Source organism: Streptomyces palmae (assembly GCF_004684805.1).
Lineage (GTDB): Bacteria > Actinomycetota > Actinomycetes > Streptomycetales > Streptomycetaceae > Streptomyces > Streptomyces palmae.
Map to the genome: position 1 here is coordinate 1 of NZ_SRID01000210.1, position 11,852 is coordinate 11,852.

Sequence of the window (11,852 nt, forward strand, 5' to 3'; positions counted from 1 at the left end):
GCCCCCTTTCCCCCTTTTCTCTGGTTCCCCTTCTTACTTCCTTACTTCCATACTTCCGAACGGAGTACCGCCATGCCTCGCACCGTCCGCGGAATCGACGAGATCAAGGCCCAGGCCGGGGCCGACCTCGGGCACAGCTCCTGGGTGGAGATCACCCAGCCGCGAGTCGACACCTTCGCCGACGCCACCGACGACCACCAGTGGATCCACGTGGACGTGGCGCGCGCCGCGGCCGGGCCGTTCGGCGGCACCATCGCCCACGGCTACCTCACGCTCTCGCTGCTCATCCCGATGTGGAGCGAGCTGCTCCGGGTCGAAGGGGTGTCGATGGCGGTCAACTACGGGCTGAACAAGGTGCGTTTCCCCGCCCCCGTCCCGGTCGGCGCCAAGGTCCGGGCACACGGCCGGGTGGTGTCCGCGGAGGACGTCGCGGGCGGGGTGGAGGTCGTGGTCGACCTGACCGTGGAGATCGACGGCGTGCGGAAGCCCGCGTGCGTCGCCCAGGCGGTGTACCGCTTCTTCGCCTGATCCGCCCCATGGCCCCGGAAGGGGGCGGTCGCAGCACGCGACCGCCCCCTTCCGGGGCTTGGGGTGCCCTCAGTCCTCCGTGAATCCCACGTAGTTCTCGGCGAGCGAGGCGGAGGCCGCCGCCGAGGAGGCGAGGTAGCGCAGCTGGGAGAGGCGCAGCGCCCGGTCGAAGGCGGTCTCCGCGGGGTCGGCGTGGAGCAGGGTCGTCATCGTGTACGAGAAGTGCTCGGCCCGCCAGACGCGGCGCAGCGCGGTCTCCGAGTAGGCGTCCAGCCCGGACTCGTCCCCGTGCGCCTGGTGGCGGGTGAGCGCCTGGGCGAGCAGGGTGACGTCGGCGACGGCGAGGTTGAGGCCCTTGGCCCCGGTGGGCGGGACGATGTGGGCGGCGTCGCCGGCCAGGAAGAGCCGCCCGTGGCGCATGGGTTCGCTGACGAAGCTGCGCATCGGGGTGATGCTCTTCTCGGTGATCGGGCCTCGTCGCAGTGTCCAGTCGCCGTCGATGGCGAGGCGGGTCTCCAGTTCGCCCCAGATCCGCTCGTCCGGCCAGTCCCCGGTGGTGTCCTCGGGATCGACCTGGAGGTAGAGCCGGCTGACCCGGGGCGAGCGCATGCTGTGCAGGGCGAACCCCCGCTCGTGGTGGGCGTAGATCAACTCCTCGCAGGAGGGCGGGACATCGGCGAGGATGCCCAGCCAGGAGAAGGGGTAGTCGCGTTCCACCACGGTCAGCCCGCCCTCCGGTACGGACCGGCGGCCGATGCCGTGGAAGCCGTCGCAGGCCACCACGTACGCGCAGTCCAGGGTGTGCTCGGCGCCCTGGTGGCGGTAGCGGATGCTCGGGTGCTCGGTCCGGGCGCCGTCCACCGACAGTGCCTCCGCCTCGAACAGCACCGTCCCGCCGTCCTGCCGACGCAGCGCGATCAGGTCCTTGACCACCTCGGTCTGGGCGTAGACCATGACCGACCGGCCTCCGGCGCGGGAGGGGAAGTCGATGCGGTGCGAGCGCCGGTCGAAGCGCAGCTCGATGCCGTGGTGCTCCAGTCCCTGCCGGTCCATCCGGGCGGCGGCCCCGGAGGCGCGCAGCACGTCGACGGTGCCCTGTTCGAGGATGCCGGCGCGCTGGCGGTGCTCGACGTGGTCGCGGCTGCGCCGTTCGAGGACGGTGCTGTCGATGCCCTGCCGGTGCAGCAGGTGGGAGAGCAGGAGTCCGGCGGGTCCGGCTCCGATGATGCCTACGGTGGTGCGCGGCATGGAGGCTCCGTATGCGGTGGAAGGCGGGGTGGTGTCGGTGGTGCGGGGCGGTCAGGAGGAGGGGGCTCCGTCCTCGTCCAGGACGCGCTGGGCGGTGGCGAAGGCGGAGTTGGCGGCCGGCACCCCGCAGTAGACGGCGGAGTGCAGCAGGACTTCCTTGATGTCGTCGGGGGTGAGCCCGTTGCGCAGCGCCGCCCGCAGGTGCATGGCGAGCTCCTCCAGGTGCCCGTGGGCGATCAGGGCCGTCAGGGTCAGGCAGCTGCGGGTGCGCCGGTCGAGGCCGGGACGGGTCCAGACCTCGCCCCAGGCGCAACGGGTGATGTAGTCCTGGAAGTCGGCGGTGAACGCGGTGGTGCGGGCGGTGGCCCGGTCCACGTGGGCGTCGCCGAGGACCGCGCGGCGCACCGCCATCCCCGCCGTGTACCGGCCGCCGTCGCCGGCCGGGGCGGCGAAGTGGCCGAGGAGCGCGTCGAGTACGGCCTGCGGACGCTCGGCCGGCGCCAGGTGCGAGGCGCCGGGGAGTTCGAGCAGGGTCGCCCGGGGGATGCCGTCGGCGAGTCCGCGGGCGTGGGCGGGCGGGGTGGCGGGGTCCGCGCGTCCGGCGACGACCAGGGTCGGCGTGGTGATCCGGTGGAGTTCGGAGCGCAGGTCGCAGTCGGCGAGGGCGTCGCAGCAGGCCGCGTATCCGGTGGGGTCGGCGGTGCGCAGGTCGTCCACGAGACGGCCGGCCGTCCGGGTCGAGGCGAAGTCCGGGGTGAACCAGCGTCCGGGTGCGGTGTCGGCCAGCGGCCCGGTGCCCTGTGCGCGGACCAGGGCGGCCCGTTCGCGCCAGGCGGCGGGGTCGCCGAAGCGGGCCGAGGAGCAGACCAGGGCGAGTCGGGTGATCCGCTCCGGGTGGTGGGCCGCGAGGTGGGCGCCGACCGCCCCGCCCAGCGAGATGCCCGCGTAGCCGAAGCGGGGCGCGCCCAGCCGGTCGGCGAGGTCCAGCACCAGGTCGGCGAGGCCGGCGACGGTGGTGGCGCCGGGGGCCGGGTCGCGCAGGGCCGAGGTCGGGCTGCCACCGTGTCCCGGCAGGTCCCATCGGATCACCCGGTGGTGGCGGGCGAGGGCGGCGGCCTGGGCTTCCCAGACCGCGAGCGAGGTCCCCAGGGAGGGGGCGAGGATGAGGGCGGGGGCATCGGGTGGTCCGTCGATCCGGTGGTGGAGCACGGGTGTCATGGGTGGTCTTCCGGTGCGGCGGAGGGCTTCCTCCGCAGGGCGTGGTCGACGAGCAGCGGCGCGCAGCCGGTGCCGGTGGCCGGGTCGCCGAGCGCGCGCAGCCGCTCGGGGGCGACCCGGCCGGCGAGGGCGGGGGCCTTCGCGAGGACGTCGGTCAGATCGCGCCGTTCCTCGGCGGCCGTCCGGGTGGCGCGGTCGAGCAGGTCGCGGGCCGCCGTACGGCCGATGGCACGGGACAGTTCGGCGGCCAGCCGCTCGGCGGCGATCAGTCCCCGGGTGCGGTGCAGGTTGTCGAGCATCCGGTCGGGGAAGACCCGCAGCCGCTCGGCGAGGGCCGCGGTGTGCGCGGCGGATCCGCCGGCCAGCCGGAGCAGCTCGCGCAGGGTCTGCCACTCGGCGTGCCAGGCACCGGCGGGCCGCTCGTCCTCGGCCACGAGCGAGCCCAGGAGCGTGGTGGCGAGCGCGGGCGCCTGCCGGGCGGCGGCGGCGATGAGGGTGGCGTGGACCGGGTTGCTCTTGTGCGGCATCGCGGAGGATCCGCCGCCGCTGCCCTCGGCGGCCTCGCCGGTCTCGGTACGGGTGAGCAGCAGCAGGTCGGCGGCCGGTTTGCCGAGCGCGGCCGTCGCGAAGGCGAGCGCGGTGCCCAGGTCGGCGACCGGGGTGCGCAGGGTGTGCCAGGGCAGCGCGGGCGCGGCCAGGCCCAGTTCGGCCGCGTACGCCCGGACCAGCGCGGGGCCGCTGCCGGGCGCGTCGGCCAGGTACTCGAAGGCTGCCAGGGTGCCTGCCGCGCCGCCCAGTTGGGCGGGCGGGCGCAGGGCGGCGAGCCGGTCGGCGGCGTCCAGGACGAGGCTGCGCCAGCCGGCCGCCTTGAGGCCGAAGGTGGTGGGTACGGCGTGCTGGCTGAGGGTGCGGCCGGCCATCGGGGTGGCGCGGTGTCCGGCGGCCAGCCGCTCGAAGGCGGCGGCCGCGCGGTGGAGTCCGGAGACGATCGGGGGCAGGGTGCGGGCCGCGACCAGCATGGCGGCCGTGTCCAGGATGTCCTGGCTGGTGGCGCCCCGGTGCACATAGGGCGCGGCGTCCTCGGGCACGGCGGCGGTGAGGTCGGCGACCAGCGGGATGACCGGGTTGCCGCCCCGGCGGGCGCGCAGCGCCAGGTCGCGTGTGTCATACCGGTCGGCGCGGGCGGCGGCCGTCACGGCCTCCGCGGCCCGCGCCGGGGCGTGTCCGAGGGCGGCCTGGGCCCGGGTGAGGGCGGCCTCGGCGTCCAGCATCGCCTGGAGGAAGGCGCGGTCGCCGGTGGTCGCCTCGGCCCGTGATCCCGCCCGGACGGGGGCCAGGAGCCCGGTGTCGTACACGTCCGCGGCGCCGGTTCCGGTGGGCGGGTCGGCGGACGTCTCAGGGGAAGTCAAGGAACACCGTCTCTCCTGGGCCCTGGAGGCGGATGTCGAAGCGCAGGGTGCGCGGTCCGTGCTCGGCGGCGAGCAGGGTGGCGCGGCGCTCCGGCGCCAGCGAGGCGAGCAGCGGGTCGCCGTCGGTCTCCGGGCCCGGCAGGTAGATCCGGGTGAAGAGGTGGTGCAGCAGGCCGCGGGCGAAGACGCAGACGGAGAGGTACGGCAGGTCGCCGGGTGGCAGGGTGCGCACCGCCCAGTTGCCGTCCGCGTCGGTGGCGATCCGGCCGAAGCCGGTGAAGACGACTCCGTCACGGCCGGCGTGTCCACCGGTGGCGGGGTCCCGCCGCATGGATCCGGGGGCGCCGGACCGGCTGCCGTCCGGGCCGGGCTGCCAGATCTCCAGCAGCGCGTCGGGGACGGGGGCGCCCTCGCCGTCGTACACCCGGCCGTGCACGGTGAGCGTACCGGGGTGCCCGGCGGGGGCGATCTGGGGGCCGCCGGGAAACGGCAGGGCGTATCCGTAGAAGGGGCCCACGGTCTGCGCGGGGGTGGGGAGTTCGCTCATCGGTCCTCTTCCGTCCAGGTCGCGGCGGGGCCGTCGAGGACGATGTCCCAGCGGTAGCCGAGCGACCACGCGGGTACGGACAGCTCGTGGTCGTAGGCGGCGACCAGCCGGGCGCGGGCGGCGTCGTCGGTGACCGACTGCAGGATGGGGTCGTAGCCGAGGAGCGGGTCGCCCGGGAAGTACAGCTGGGTGACGAGCCGCTGGGTGAACGCGGTGCCGAACAGCGAGAAGTGGATGTGGGCGGGCCGCCAGGCGTTGGTGTGGTTGGGCCAGGGGTAGGCGCCGGGTCTCACGGTGGTGAAGCGGTACCTCCCCTGGTCGTCGGTCAGGCAGCGTCCGGTGCCGGTGAAGTGGGGGTCGAGCGGGGCGGGGTGCCGGTCGTGCTGGTGGGCGTACCGGCCGGCGGCGTTGGCCTGCCAGATCTCGACCAGCTGGCCGCGGACGGGTCGGCCGTCCCGGTCCAGGACGCGGCCGGTGACGGTGATCCGTTCGCCGATGGGTTCGCCGGTGTGTCCGAGGGTGAGGTCGGCGTCCAGTTCGGTGACGTCGGTGGCGCCGAAGACCGGGCCGGACAGCTCGGCGGCCTCCGGGTCGTGCACGGCCACCAGGGGCTCGCGGGGGTGGCGCAGCGCGCTGCCGCGGTACGGGGGGTAGTCGCGTGGGGGATGGTGCCGGACCTCCCCGGCCCCGAGGTACGCCGCGCGCCGCGCGGCGATCTCCGCCGATATCTCCTGCTGGGTCGGTGTCATGCCGGTGTGCTGCCTTTCCGGTTGGCGGGCGGGATGCCGCGGCTCGACGCCGCCGGCGGCCGGGTCGGCGGTGCGGGGTGAGCGTTTCGCGGTCATCGGAGCCCACCCGTCCTCAGCGGCGCACCGGTCCGGCGCGCGATCTCCTCGGCGGTGACGCCGGGGGCGGTCTCGGCGAGCAGCAGTCCGTCCTCGGTGACGTCGAGCACGCCGAGGTCGGTGATGACCCGGTGGACGCAGGCCCGTCCGGTCAGCGGCAGGGTGCAGCGGTCCACGATCTTGGGGGTGCCGTCCTTGGCGGTGTGCTCCGTCAGGACGATCACCCGGCGGGCGCCGTGCACCAGGTCCATCGCGCCGCCCATGCCCTTGACCAGGCGGCCGGGGACGGCCCAGTTGGCGAGGTCGCCGTGGGCGGAGACCTGCATGGCGCCCAGGATCGCGGTGTCGATGTGGCCGCCGCGGATCATGCCGAAGGAGAGCGCGGAGTCGAAGCAGGCGGCGCCCGGCACCACGGTCACCGTCTCCTTGCCCGCGTTGATCAGATCGGGGTCCACCTCCTCCTCGTAGGGGTACGGGCCGACGCCGAGGAGTCCGTTCTCGGAGTGGAGGACGACGTCCACGCCCTCGGGGAGGAAACCGGGGACCCGGGTGGGCAGCCCGATGCCGAGGTTGACATACGAGCCGTCGGTGAGCTCCCGGGCGGCGCGGGCCGCCATCTCGTCCCTGGTCCAGCTCATCGGGGGCGTACCGTCCTTCGTTCGATTCCCTTGGCGGCGGCCTGTTCGGCGGTCAGCGCCAGCACCCGCTGCACGAACACGCCGGGCAGGTGCACCTGGTCGGGGTCCAGCTCGCCGGGTTCCACCAGCTCCTCGACCTCGGCCACGGTGATCCGGCCGGCCATCGCGGCCGGCGGGTTGAAGTTGCGGGCGGCCCGGGCGAAGACGAGGTTGCCGTGGCGGTCGCCCCGGGCCGCGCGGACCAGGGCGAAGTCGGTGGTGATGCCGCGTTCCAGGACGTAGGCGCGGCCGTCGTACTCGCGCACCTCCTTGGGCGGGGAGGCGACCGCGACGGCGCCGTCGGGCGCGTACCGCCAGGGCAGTCCTCCCTCGGCGGTCTGGGTGCCGACGCCTGCCGGGGTGAAGAAGGCGGGGATGCCGCTGCCGCCGGCGCGCAGCCGCTCGGCCAGGGTGCCCTGCGGGGTGAGTTCCAGTTCGAGTTCGCCGGCCAGGTAGCGGCGGGCGAACTCCTTGTTGTCGCCGATGTAGGAGCCGGTGACCCGGCTGATACGGCCGGCGGCGAGCAGGATGCCCAGGCCGCCGCCGTCCACGCCGCAGTTGTTGGAGACCACGCTCAGCCGGCCGCAGCCGCGGGCGTGCAGGGCGCGGATCAGGGTGTCCGGCACTCCGCTCAGCCCGAATCCGCCGACGGCCAGCGATGCGCCGTCTTCGATGTCCGCCACCGCTTCGGCGGCGGACGCCACCACTTTGTCCATGTCATGACCTGGTTTCACGGAGGAAGCACAGCAGGATGTTCGCCTGGTGAACTTTCGTTCAGTCACGCCGGCCGAGTGTCCGCCCGTCCTGCGGGCCGTGTCAACGGCGGCGGGTACGGTTTCCGCCGTGATCGACCCGCGACCGCTTCCAGGAGGCCAGCCGATGCCGCAGTCCACCGAGGTGCCGGCGGCACCGGGCGAGGCGGTGGGACCGCTGGAACGCGGACTCGCCGTGCTGCGCGCGGTGGCCGGCGCTCCGCGGGTCCGCCACCGCCCTGGCGACCTGGCCCGCGCCACCGGCCTGGCCCGCTCCACCGTCGACCGGGTGGCCACCACGCTGCTCCGCCTCGGGTTCCTGCGGGCCGAGGGCCGTGATCTGCTGCTCGCCCCCCGGTCGGCGGAGCCGGGCAACGCCTATCTGGCCTCCTGCGGCCTGCCCGGGGCGCTGACCGCGCAGGCCCTGGCCCTCGCCGACCGGCTGGACGAGTCGATGTCGCTGGCCGTGCCCGACCGCGACGGGGTGCGCTTCATCGCCCAGGCCGCCCGCCGCCGCGCCACGGCGATCTCGTTCCGGGTCGGCGATCTGCTGCCGGCCGAACGCTGCGCCCCCGGGGCGCTGTTCGCCGCCGACTGGGACGCGGACCGGTACGCGGCCTGGCGGGACCGCCGCCGGCACGACCCGCTGGACGCCGGGTTCCCCGCGGTTCCGCCCCGGGCGGCAGGGGACCTGTCCACCCCCGAAGAGGCCGAGTCGGCCTTCCGGGACCGGGTGCGAGCGGCCCGGGCGGACGGCTGGGCGGTGGACGACCAGCTGATCGAGCCCGGATTGGTCGCCGTCGCGCTCCCCGTCCGCGACCCGGCGGGCACGGTCGTCTGCGCGGCCAGCGTGGTCAGCCACACCAGCCGGCACAGCGCCCGGTCGCTGGCCGAGCAGGCGCTTCCCCCGCTGCGCGAGACCGTCGCGGCCATGGAGTCGGCACTGCGCACCCCGCCGCCCGGCCGGCCCGGCGACGCCCTCCCGGCCCGGGTCCCGGCGGCGGAGTCCGGTGGCGCGCTCAAGGAGGAGCTGGGCTCCGGCTTCCTCCAGTCGCTCGCCCGGGGCCTGGAGGTGCTGTGCGCCTTCGGCGCGGTCCGCGGCCCGATCCGGCTGGCCGACCTCGCCCGGCTGACCGGGCTCCCCAGGGCGACCGCCCGCCGCTCGCTGATCACCCTGCGGCACCTGGGGTACGTGGCGGAGGAGGCGGACGGCTTCCGGGTGCTGCCCCGGGTCCTGGAGCTGGGGTACGCCCGGGTCGCGGGACTGTCCCTGGCCGAGATCGCCACCCCCCACCTGGCCGAACTGGTGGACCGGGTGCACGAGTCGGCCTCCGTCGCCGTGCTCGACGGCGACGACATCCGCTATGTCGCCCGGGTCGCCGGCACCCGGATCATGCGCGTCGACATCACGGTGGGCACGCGTCTGCCCGCGTACGCGGCCTCCATGGGCCGGGTGCTGCTGGCGGCCCTGCCCGAGGCCGAGCGCGCGGCACGGCTGGCCCGGGTGGTGCCCCAGGCGCTGACCCCGCGCACGCTCACCGATCCCGAGGCGCTCGCCGAGGCCGTGGCGGACACCGCCCGGCGCGGCTACGGCTGGGTGGAGCAGGAACTGGAGGAGGGGCTGCGCTCGCTCGCGGCGCCGATCACGGACAGCGCCGGCCGGGTGGTGGCCGCGGTCAACGTGGCGCTGCACGCCGGCCGCGCTCCCGCCGAGGAGAGCCTGGCCGCGCTGCTGCCCCCGCTGCTGGAGACCGCGGCGCGGATCAGCGCCGACCTCGCCGCGGTGGACCGGTTCTCCCCGGTGCCCGCCGGCTGAACGTCCCGGCCCGGGGTGCTACCGGGCGGCGGGCAGGCGGGCCGCGATCGCGTCCAGCAGCAGCTCCAGCGCGAAGGGGTAGCCGCTGCCGCGCATGTCGGCGGCGAGCAGCGGGAAGGTCGCCGCGACATTCGGGTGGGTGTCGGCCGGCAGTCTGCCGTACGCCTGGTGCCAGACCTCCGCGTCCGCCTCCTGGGCGGCCGCCGGAAGGGCGAGGGCGGCGGCGTCCTGGGCGGCGAAGGCGAGGGCCTGGTCGACGAAGGCGTGGTACACCCGCACCGCGAGGGGGTCGGGGAAGCCCGCCGAGCGCAGTATCCCGAGGATCGTCTCGACCGCCCGGGTCTCGTGGACCCGCCCGGTCGTGCGGTGCGCCGCGAGCAGGGCGGCCTGCGGGTTCGACTGGTACGAGGCGTGGATCCGCAGACCGATGGCGCGCAGGTCGGCACGCCAGTCGCCGGTGGGCCGCCAGCCTTCCTGGGCGCGGCCGATGAGCTCGTCGGCCAGGGCGAGCAGCAGGGCGTCGGTGTTGCGGAAGTACCGGTAGAGGGCGCTGGGGTCGGCGCCCAGCGCGGCACCCAGCCGCCGTACCGACAGCGCCTCCGCGCCATGCTGCGCGACCAGCCGCAACGCCGTCTCCACGATCAGCCGCTCGGAGAGCACGGCGCCCTGCTTGGTCGGCCTGCGGCGCTGCCGCCTCTCCTCCGGAACCACGCGTTCGACCATGCCCCGAGCTTACGACAACACCATTGACGTGTCATGCGCGGTCCGGCTTCCATGGCGCTCCCCGCACCCCTCACCGTCTGGAGCCCCCCATGCCCAAGGCCGATCTGGTCTTCACCCAAGGCCCCGTCTTCACCGCCGACCCGGCCCGGACCCGGGCCACCTCGCTCGCGGTCACCGGCGACCGGATCACCGCCGTCGGCCACGACGAGGTGCGCGACCTCGTCGGCCCCGGCACCGAGGTCGTCGATCTGACCGGCAAACTGCTGCTCCCCGGGTTCCAGGACGCCCATGTCCACGCGGTGTACGGGGGGACGGAGCTGGCCGAGTGCGACCTCACCGACGCCCTCGGCGCCGGGGTCTACCTGGCCCGGATCCGGGCGTACGCGGACGCCCACCCCGAGCGGCCGTGGATCACCGGCGGCGGCTGGTCGATGGAGAGCTTCCCGGGCGGCCTGCCCACCCGCCAGATGCTGGACTCCGTCGTCCCGGACCGGCCGGTGCTGCTGTCCAACCGCGACCACCACGGCGCCTGGGCCAACACCAGGGCCCTGGAGATGGCCGGACTCACCGCCGGCACGCCCGATCCGGCCGACGGGCGGATCGAACGCGAGCCGGACGGCACCCCGTCGGGGATGCTCCAGGAGGGCGCCACGGCGCTGGTCTCCCGCCTGGTGCCGGCGAGCACCCCGGCGGACCGGCTGGCCGGACTGCTCCGGGCCCAGCGGCTGCTGCACTCCTACGGCATCACCGCCTGGCAGGACGCGCTGCTCGGCACCTTCGGCGGCCGACCCGACCCTTCGGACGCGTATCTGACGGCCGCCCGCGACGGCTCGCTCACCGCCCGGGTGAGCGGCGCACTGTGGTGGGACCGGGAGCGGGGTGCCGAGCAGATCGACGAACTGGTCGCGCTGCGCGAGGAGTCGCGCCACGGCCGGTTCCGGGCCGGCGCGGTGAAGATCATGCAGGACGGCATCGCGGAGAACTTCACCGCCGCGATGACCGCCCCCTACCTCGACGCCTGCGGCCACGCCACCGCCAACACCGGCCTCAGCTTCGTCGACCCCCTCGCCCTGCGCGAGCACGTCACCCGGCTCGACGCCCTCGACTTCCAGGTGCACTTCCACGCCCTGGGCGACCGGGCCGTCCGCGAGGCCCTGGACGCGGTGGAAGCCGCCCGGCGGGCCAACGGCATGCGCGGCAACCGCCACCACCTCGCCCACCTCCAGGTCGTCCACCCCGACGACATCACCCGCTTCGCGCGGTTGGGCGCCATCGCCAACATCCAGCCGCTGTGGGCCGCCCACGAACCGCAGATGGACGAGCTGACCATCCCCTTCCTCGGCCCCGAACGCGCCGCCTGGCAGTACCCGTTCGGCGACCTGCTGCGGGCCGGCGCCACGCTCGCCGCCGGCAGCGACTGGCCGGTCAGCAGTCCCAACCCCGTCGAAGGCATCCATGTCGCCGTCAACCGCCAGGAGCCCGGGGCCACCGACGGACGGGTCTTCCTGCCCGAACAGCGCCTGGACACGGCGGCCGCCATCGCCGCCTACACGGCCGGCTCCGCCCACGTCAACGGCCTGGACGAGACCGGCACCCTGCGCCCCGGCCACCTCGCCGACCTGATCGTCCTGGACCGGGACATCCTCACCGCGCCGCCGGAGGAGATCGCCGAGGCGCGGGTGGAGCGGACCTATGTCGGCGGCGAACTGGTGCATTCCGCGTGAGCCGCCGCGCGGGCCGGGCCCGCACGGGGGGCGGACCCGGCCCGCACCGCTCAGTCCCGCGGCCTCCGCAGCGAGGAGCCCCGTACGTCGAGACGGGTGGGCACCAGCACCCCGGCCGACTCCGCCAGGCCCTGTTCCAGGACGCCCACCAGGAGTTCGACACCGGCCTTCGCCACCTCCTCGGGCCGCAGGCTCAGGGTGGTCACCGGCGGCTCGGTGTGGGTGGCCGTCACATCCTCGCTCACGCAGACCAGCAGCAGATCGCCGGGCACCCGGTAGCCGTGGCGGCGCGCCGCGTCCAGGATCAGCGGCGGACTCGCCTCGGCCACCACGAGCAGGGCGTCGGGCCGCCCACCCGCCGACCC

Annotated in this window: 12 protein-coding genes; 3 read left to right on the forward strand and 9 right to left on the reverse strand. The window is 75.1% G+C overall.

Features of this window, described 5'->3' with window-relative positions:
* Positions 1–72: 72 nt before the first annotated feature.
* Positions 73–528: a MaoC family dehydratase gene (locus tag E4099_RS20590; protein ID WP_135340569.1), complete on the forward strand. Its 456-nt coding sequence runs from the start codon at positions 73–75 to the stop codon at positions 526–528.
* A gap of 69 nt (positions 529–597) precedes the next feature.
* Here the strand turns inward: E4099_RS20590 and E4099_RS20595 are convergent, their stop codons facing one another.
* The 7 genes from E4099_RS20595 to E4099_RS20625 form a co-directional block, all read right to left on the reverse strand.
* Positions 598–1,776 carry a 4-hydroxybenzoate 3-monooxygenase gene (locus tag E4099_RS20595; RefSeq protein ID WP_135340570.1) on the reverse strand — a complete coding sequence of 393 codons (1,179 nt, stop codon included), beginning with the start codon at positions 1,774–1,776 and terminating at the stop codon, positions 598–600.
* 51 nt (positions 1,777–1,827) lie between these two features.
* Positions 1,828–2,994 (reverse strand): bifunctional 3-oxoadipate enol-lactonase/4-carboxymuconolactone decarboxylase PcaDC, encoded by a 1,167-nt coding sequence (pcaDC, locus tag E4099_RS20600; RefSeq protein ID WP_135340571.1) that lies wholly within the window; start codon positions 2,992–2,994, stop codon positions 1,828–1,830.
* Complete coding sequence (gene pcaB, locus E4099_RS20605) at positions 2,991–4,403, reverse strand: 3-carboxy-cis,cis-muconate cycloisomerase (protein WP_135340572.1); 1,413 nt, start codon at positions 4,401–4,403, stop codon at positions 2,991–2,993. Before pcaB ends, pcaDC begins: the two co-directional genes overlap by 4 nt.
* Positions 4,390–4,950: a protocatechuate 3,4-dioxygenase subunit alpha gene (gene pcaG / locus E4099_RS20610; protein ID WP_135340573.1), complete on the reverse strand. Its 561-nt coding sequence runs from the start codon at positions 4,948–4,950 to the stop codon at positions 4,390–4,392. The genes pcaB and pcaG overlap by 14 nt, the downstream gene beginning before the upstream one ends.
* Positions 4,947–5,699 (reverse strand): protocatechuate 3,4-dioxygenase subunit beta, encoded by a 753-nt coding sequence (gene pcaH, locus E4099_RS20615; protein WP_135340579.1) that lies wholly within the window; start codon positions 5,697–5,699, stop codon positions 4,947–4,949. Before pcaH ends, pcaG begins: the two co-directional genes overlap by 4 nt.
* Before the next feature lie 92 nt (positions 5,700–5,791).
* On the reverse strand, positions 5,792–6,433 hold the full coding sequence (locus tag E4099_RS20620) for a CoA transferase subunit B (protein ID WP_135340574.1): 642 nt from the start codon (positions 6,431–6,433) through the stop codon (positions 5,792–5,794).
* Positions 6,430–7,188, reverse strand: coding sequence for a CoA transferase subunit A (locus E4099_RS20625; RefSeq protein WP_135340575.1), 759 nt, complete (start codon positions 7,186–7,188; stop codon positions 6,430–6,432). The genes E4099_RS20620 and E4099_RS20625 overlap by 4 nt, the downstream gene beginning before the upstream one ends.
* Before the next feature lie 163 nt (positions 7,189–7,351).
* Here E4099_RS20625 and E4099_RS20630 point away from each other — a divergent pair, with 163 nt between their 5' ends.
* Entirely contained in the window at positions 7,352–9,040 is a 1,689-nt protein-coding gene (locus E4099_RS20630; protein WP_135340576.1) for an IclR family transcriptional regulator domain-containing protein, read from the forward strand.
* 18 nt (positions 9,041–9,058) lie between these two features.
* Here the strand turns inward: E4099_RS20630 and E4099_RS20635 are convergent, their stop codons facing one another.
* Positions 9,059–9,763, reverse strand: a complete 705-nt coding sequence (locus tag E4099_RS20635; protein ID WP_135340577.1) for a TetR/AcrR family transcriptional regulator — start codon at positions 9,761–9,763, stop codon at positions 9,059–9,061.
* Positions 9,764–9,852: 89 nt separating this feature from the next.
* Here E4099_RS20635 and E4099_RS20640 point away from each other — a divergent pair, with 89 nt between their 5' ends.
* Positions 9,853–11,487: an amidohydrolase gene (locus tag E4099_RS20640; protein WP_135340578.1), complete on the forward strand. Its 1,635-nt coding sequence runs from the start codon at positions 9,853–9,855 to the stop codon at positions 11,485–11,487.
* 50 nt (positions 11,488–11,537) lie between these two features.
* On the opposite strand, the gene E4099_RS20645 is transcribed toward E4099_RS20640, so the two are convergent.
* The coding region (locus E4099_RS20645; protein ID WP_167828435.1) for a substrate-binding domain-containing protein at positions 11,538–11,852 on the reverse strand (315 nt) is incomplete at its 5' end.

Bases quoted from the DNA above. Each gene is read 5' to 3' on its own strand.
- E4099_RS20590 (WP_135340569.1), top strand. From the start codon at position 73: ATGCCTCGCACCGTCCGCGGAATCGACGAGATCAAGGCCCAGGCCGGG.
- E4099_RS20595 (WP_135340570.1), bottom strand. From the start codon at position 1,776: ATGCCGCGCACCACCGTAGGCATCATCGGAGCCGGACCCGCCGGACTC.
- pcaDC (WP_135340571.1), bottom strand. From the start codon at position 2,994: ATGACACCCGTGCTCCACCACCGGATCGACGGACCACCCGATGCCCCC.
- pcaG (WP_135340573.1), bottom strand. From the start codon at position 4,950: ATGAGCGAACTCCCCACCCCCGCGCAGACCGTGGGCCCCTTCTACGGA.
- pcaH (WP_135340579.1), bottom strand. From the start codon at position 5,699: ATGACACCGACCCAGCAGGAGATATCGGCGGAGATCGCCGCGCGGCGC.
- E4099_RS20620 (WP_135340574.1), bottom strand. From the start codon at position 6,433: ATGAGCTGGACCAGGGACGAGATGGCGGCCCGCGCCGCCCGGGAGCTC.
- E4099_RS20625 (WP_135340575.1), bottom strand. From the start codon at position 7,188: ATGGACAAAGTGGTGGCGTCCGCCGCCGAAGCGGTGGCGGACATCGAA.
- E4099_RS20630 (WP_135340576.1), top strand. From the start codon at position 7,352: ATGCCGCAGTCCACCGAGGTGCCGGCGGCACCGGGCGAGGCGGTGGGA.
- E4099_RS20635 (WP_135340577.1), bottom strand. From the start codon at position 9,763: ATGGTCGAACGCGTGGTTCCGGAGGAGAGGCGGCAGCGCCGCAGGCCG.
- E4099_RS20640 (WP_135340578.1), top strand. From the start codon at position 9,853: ATGCCCAAGGCCGATCTGGTCTTCACCCAAGGCCCCGTCTTCACCGCC.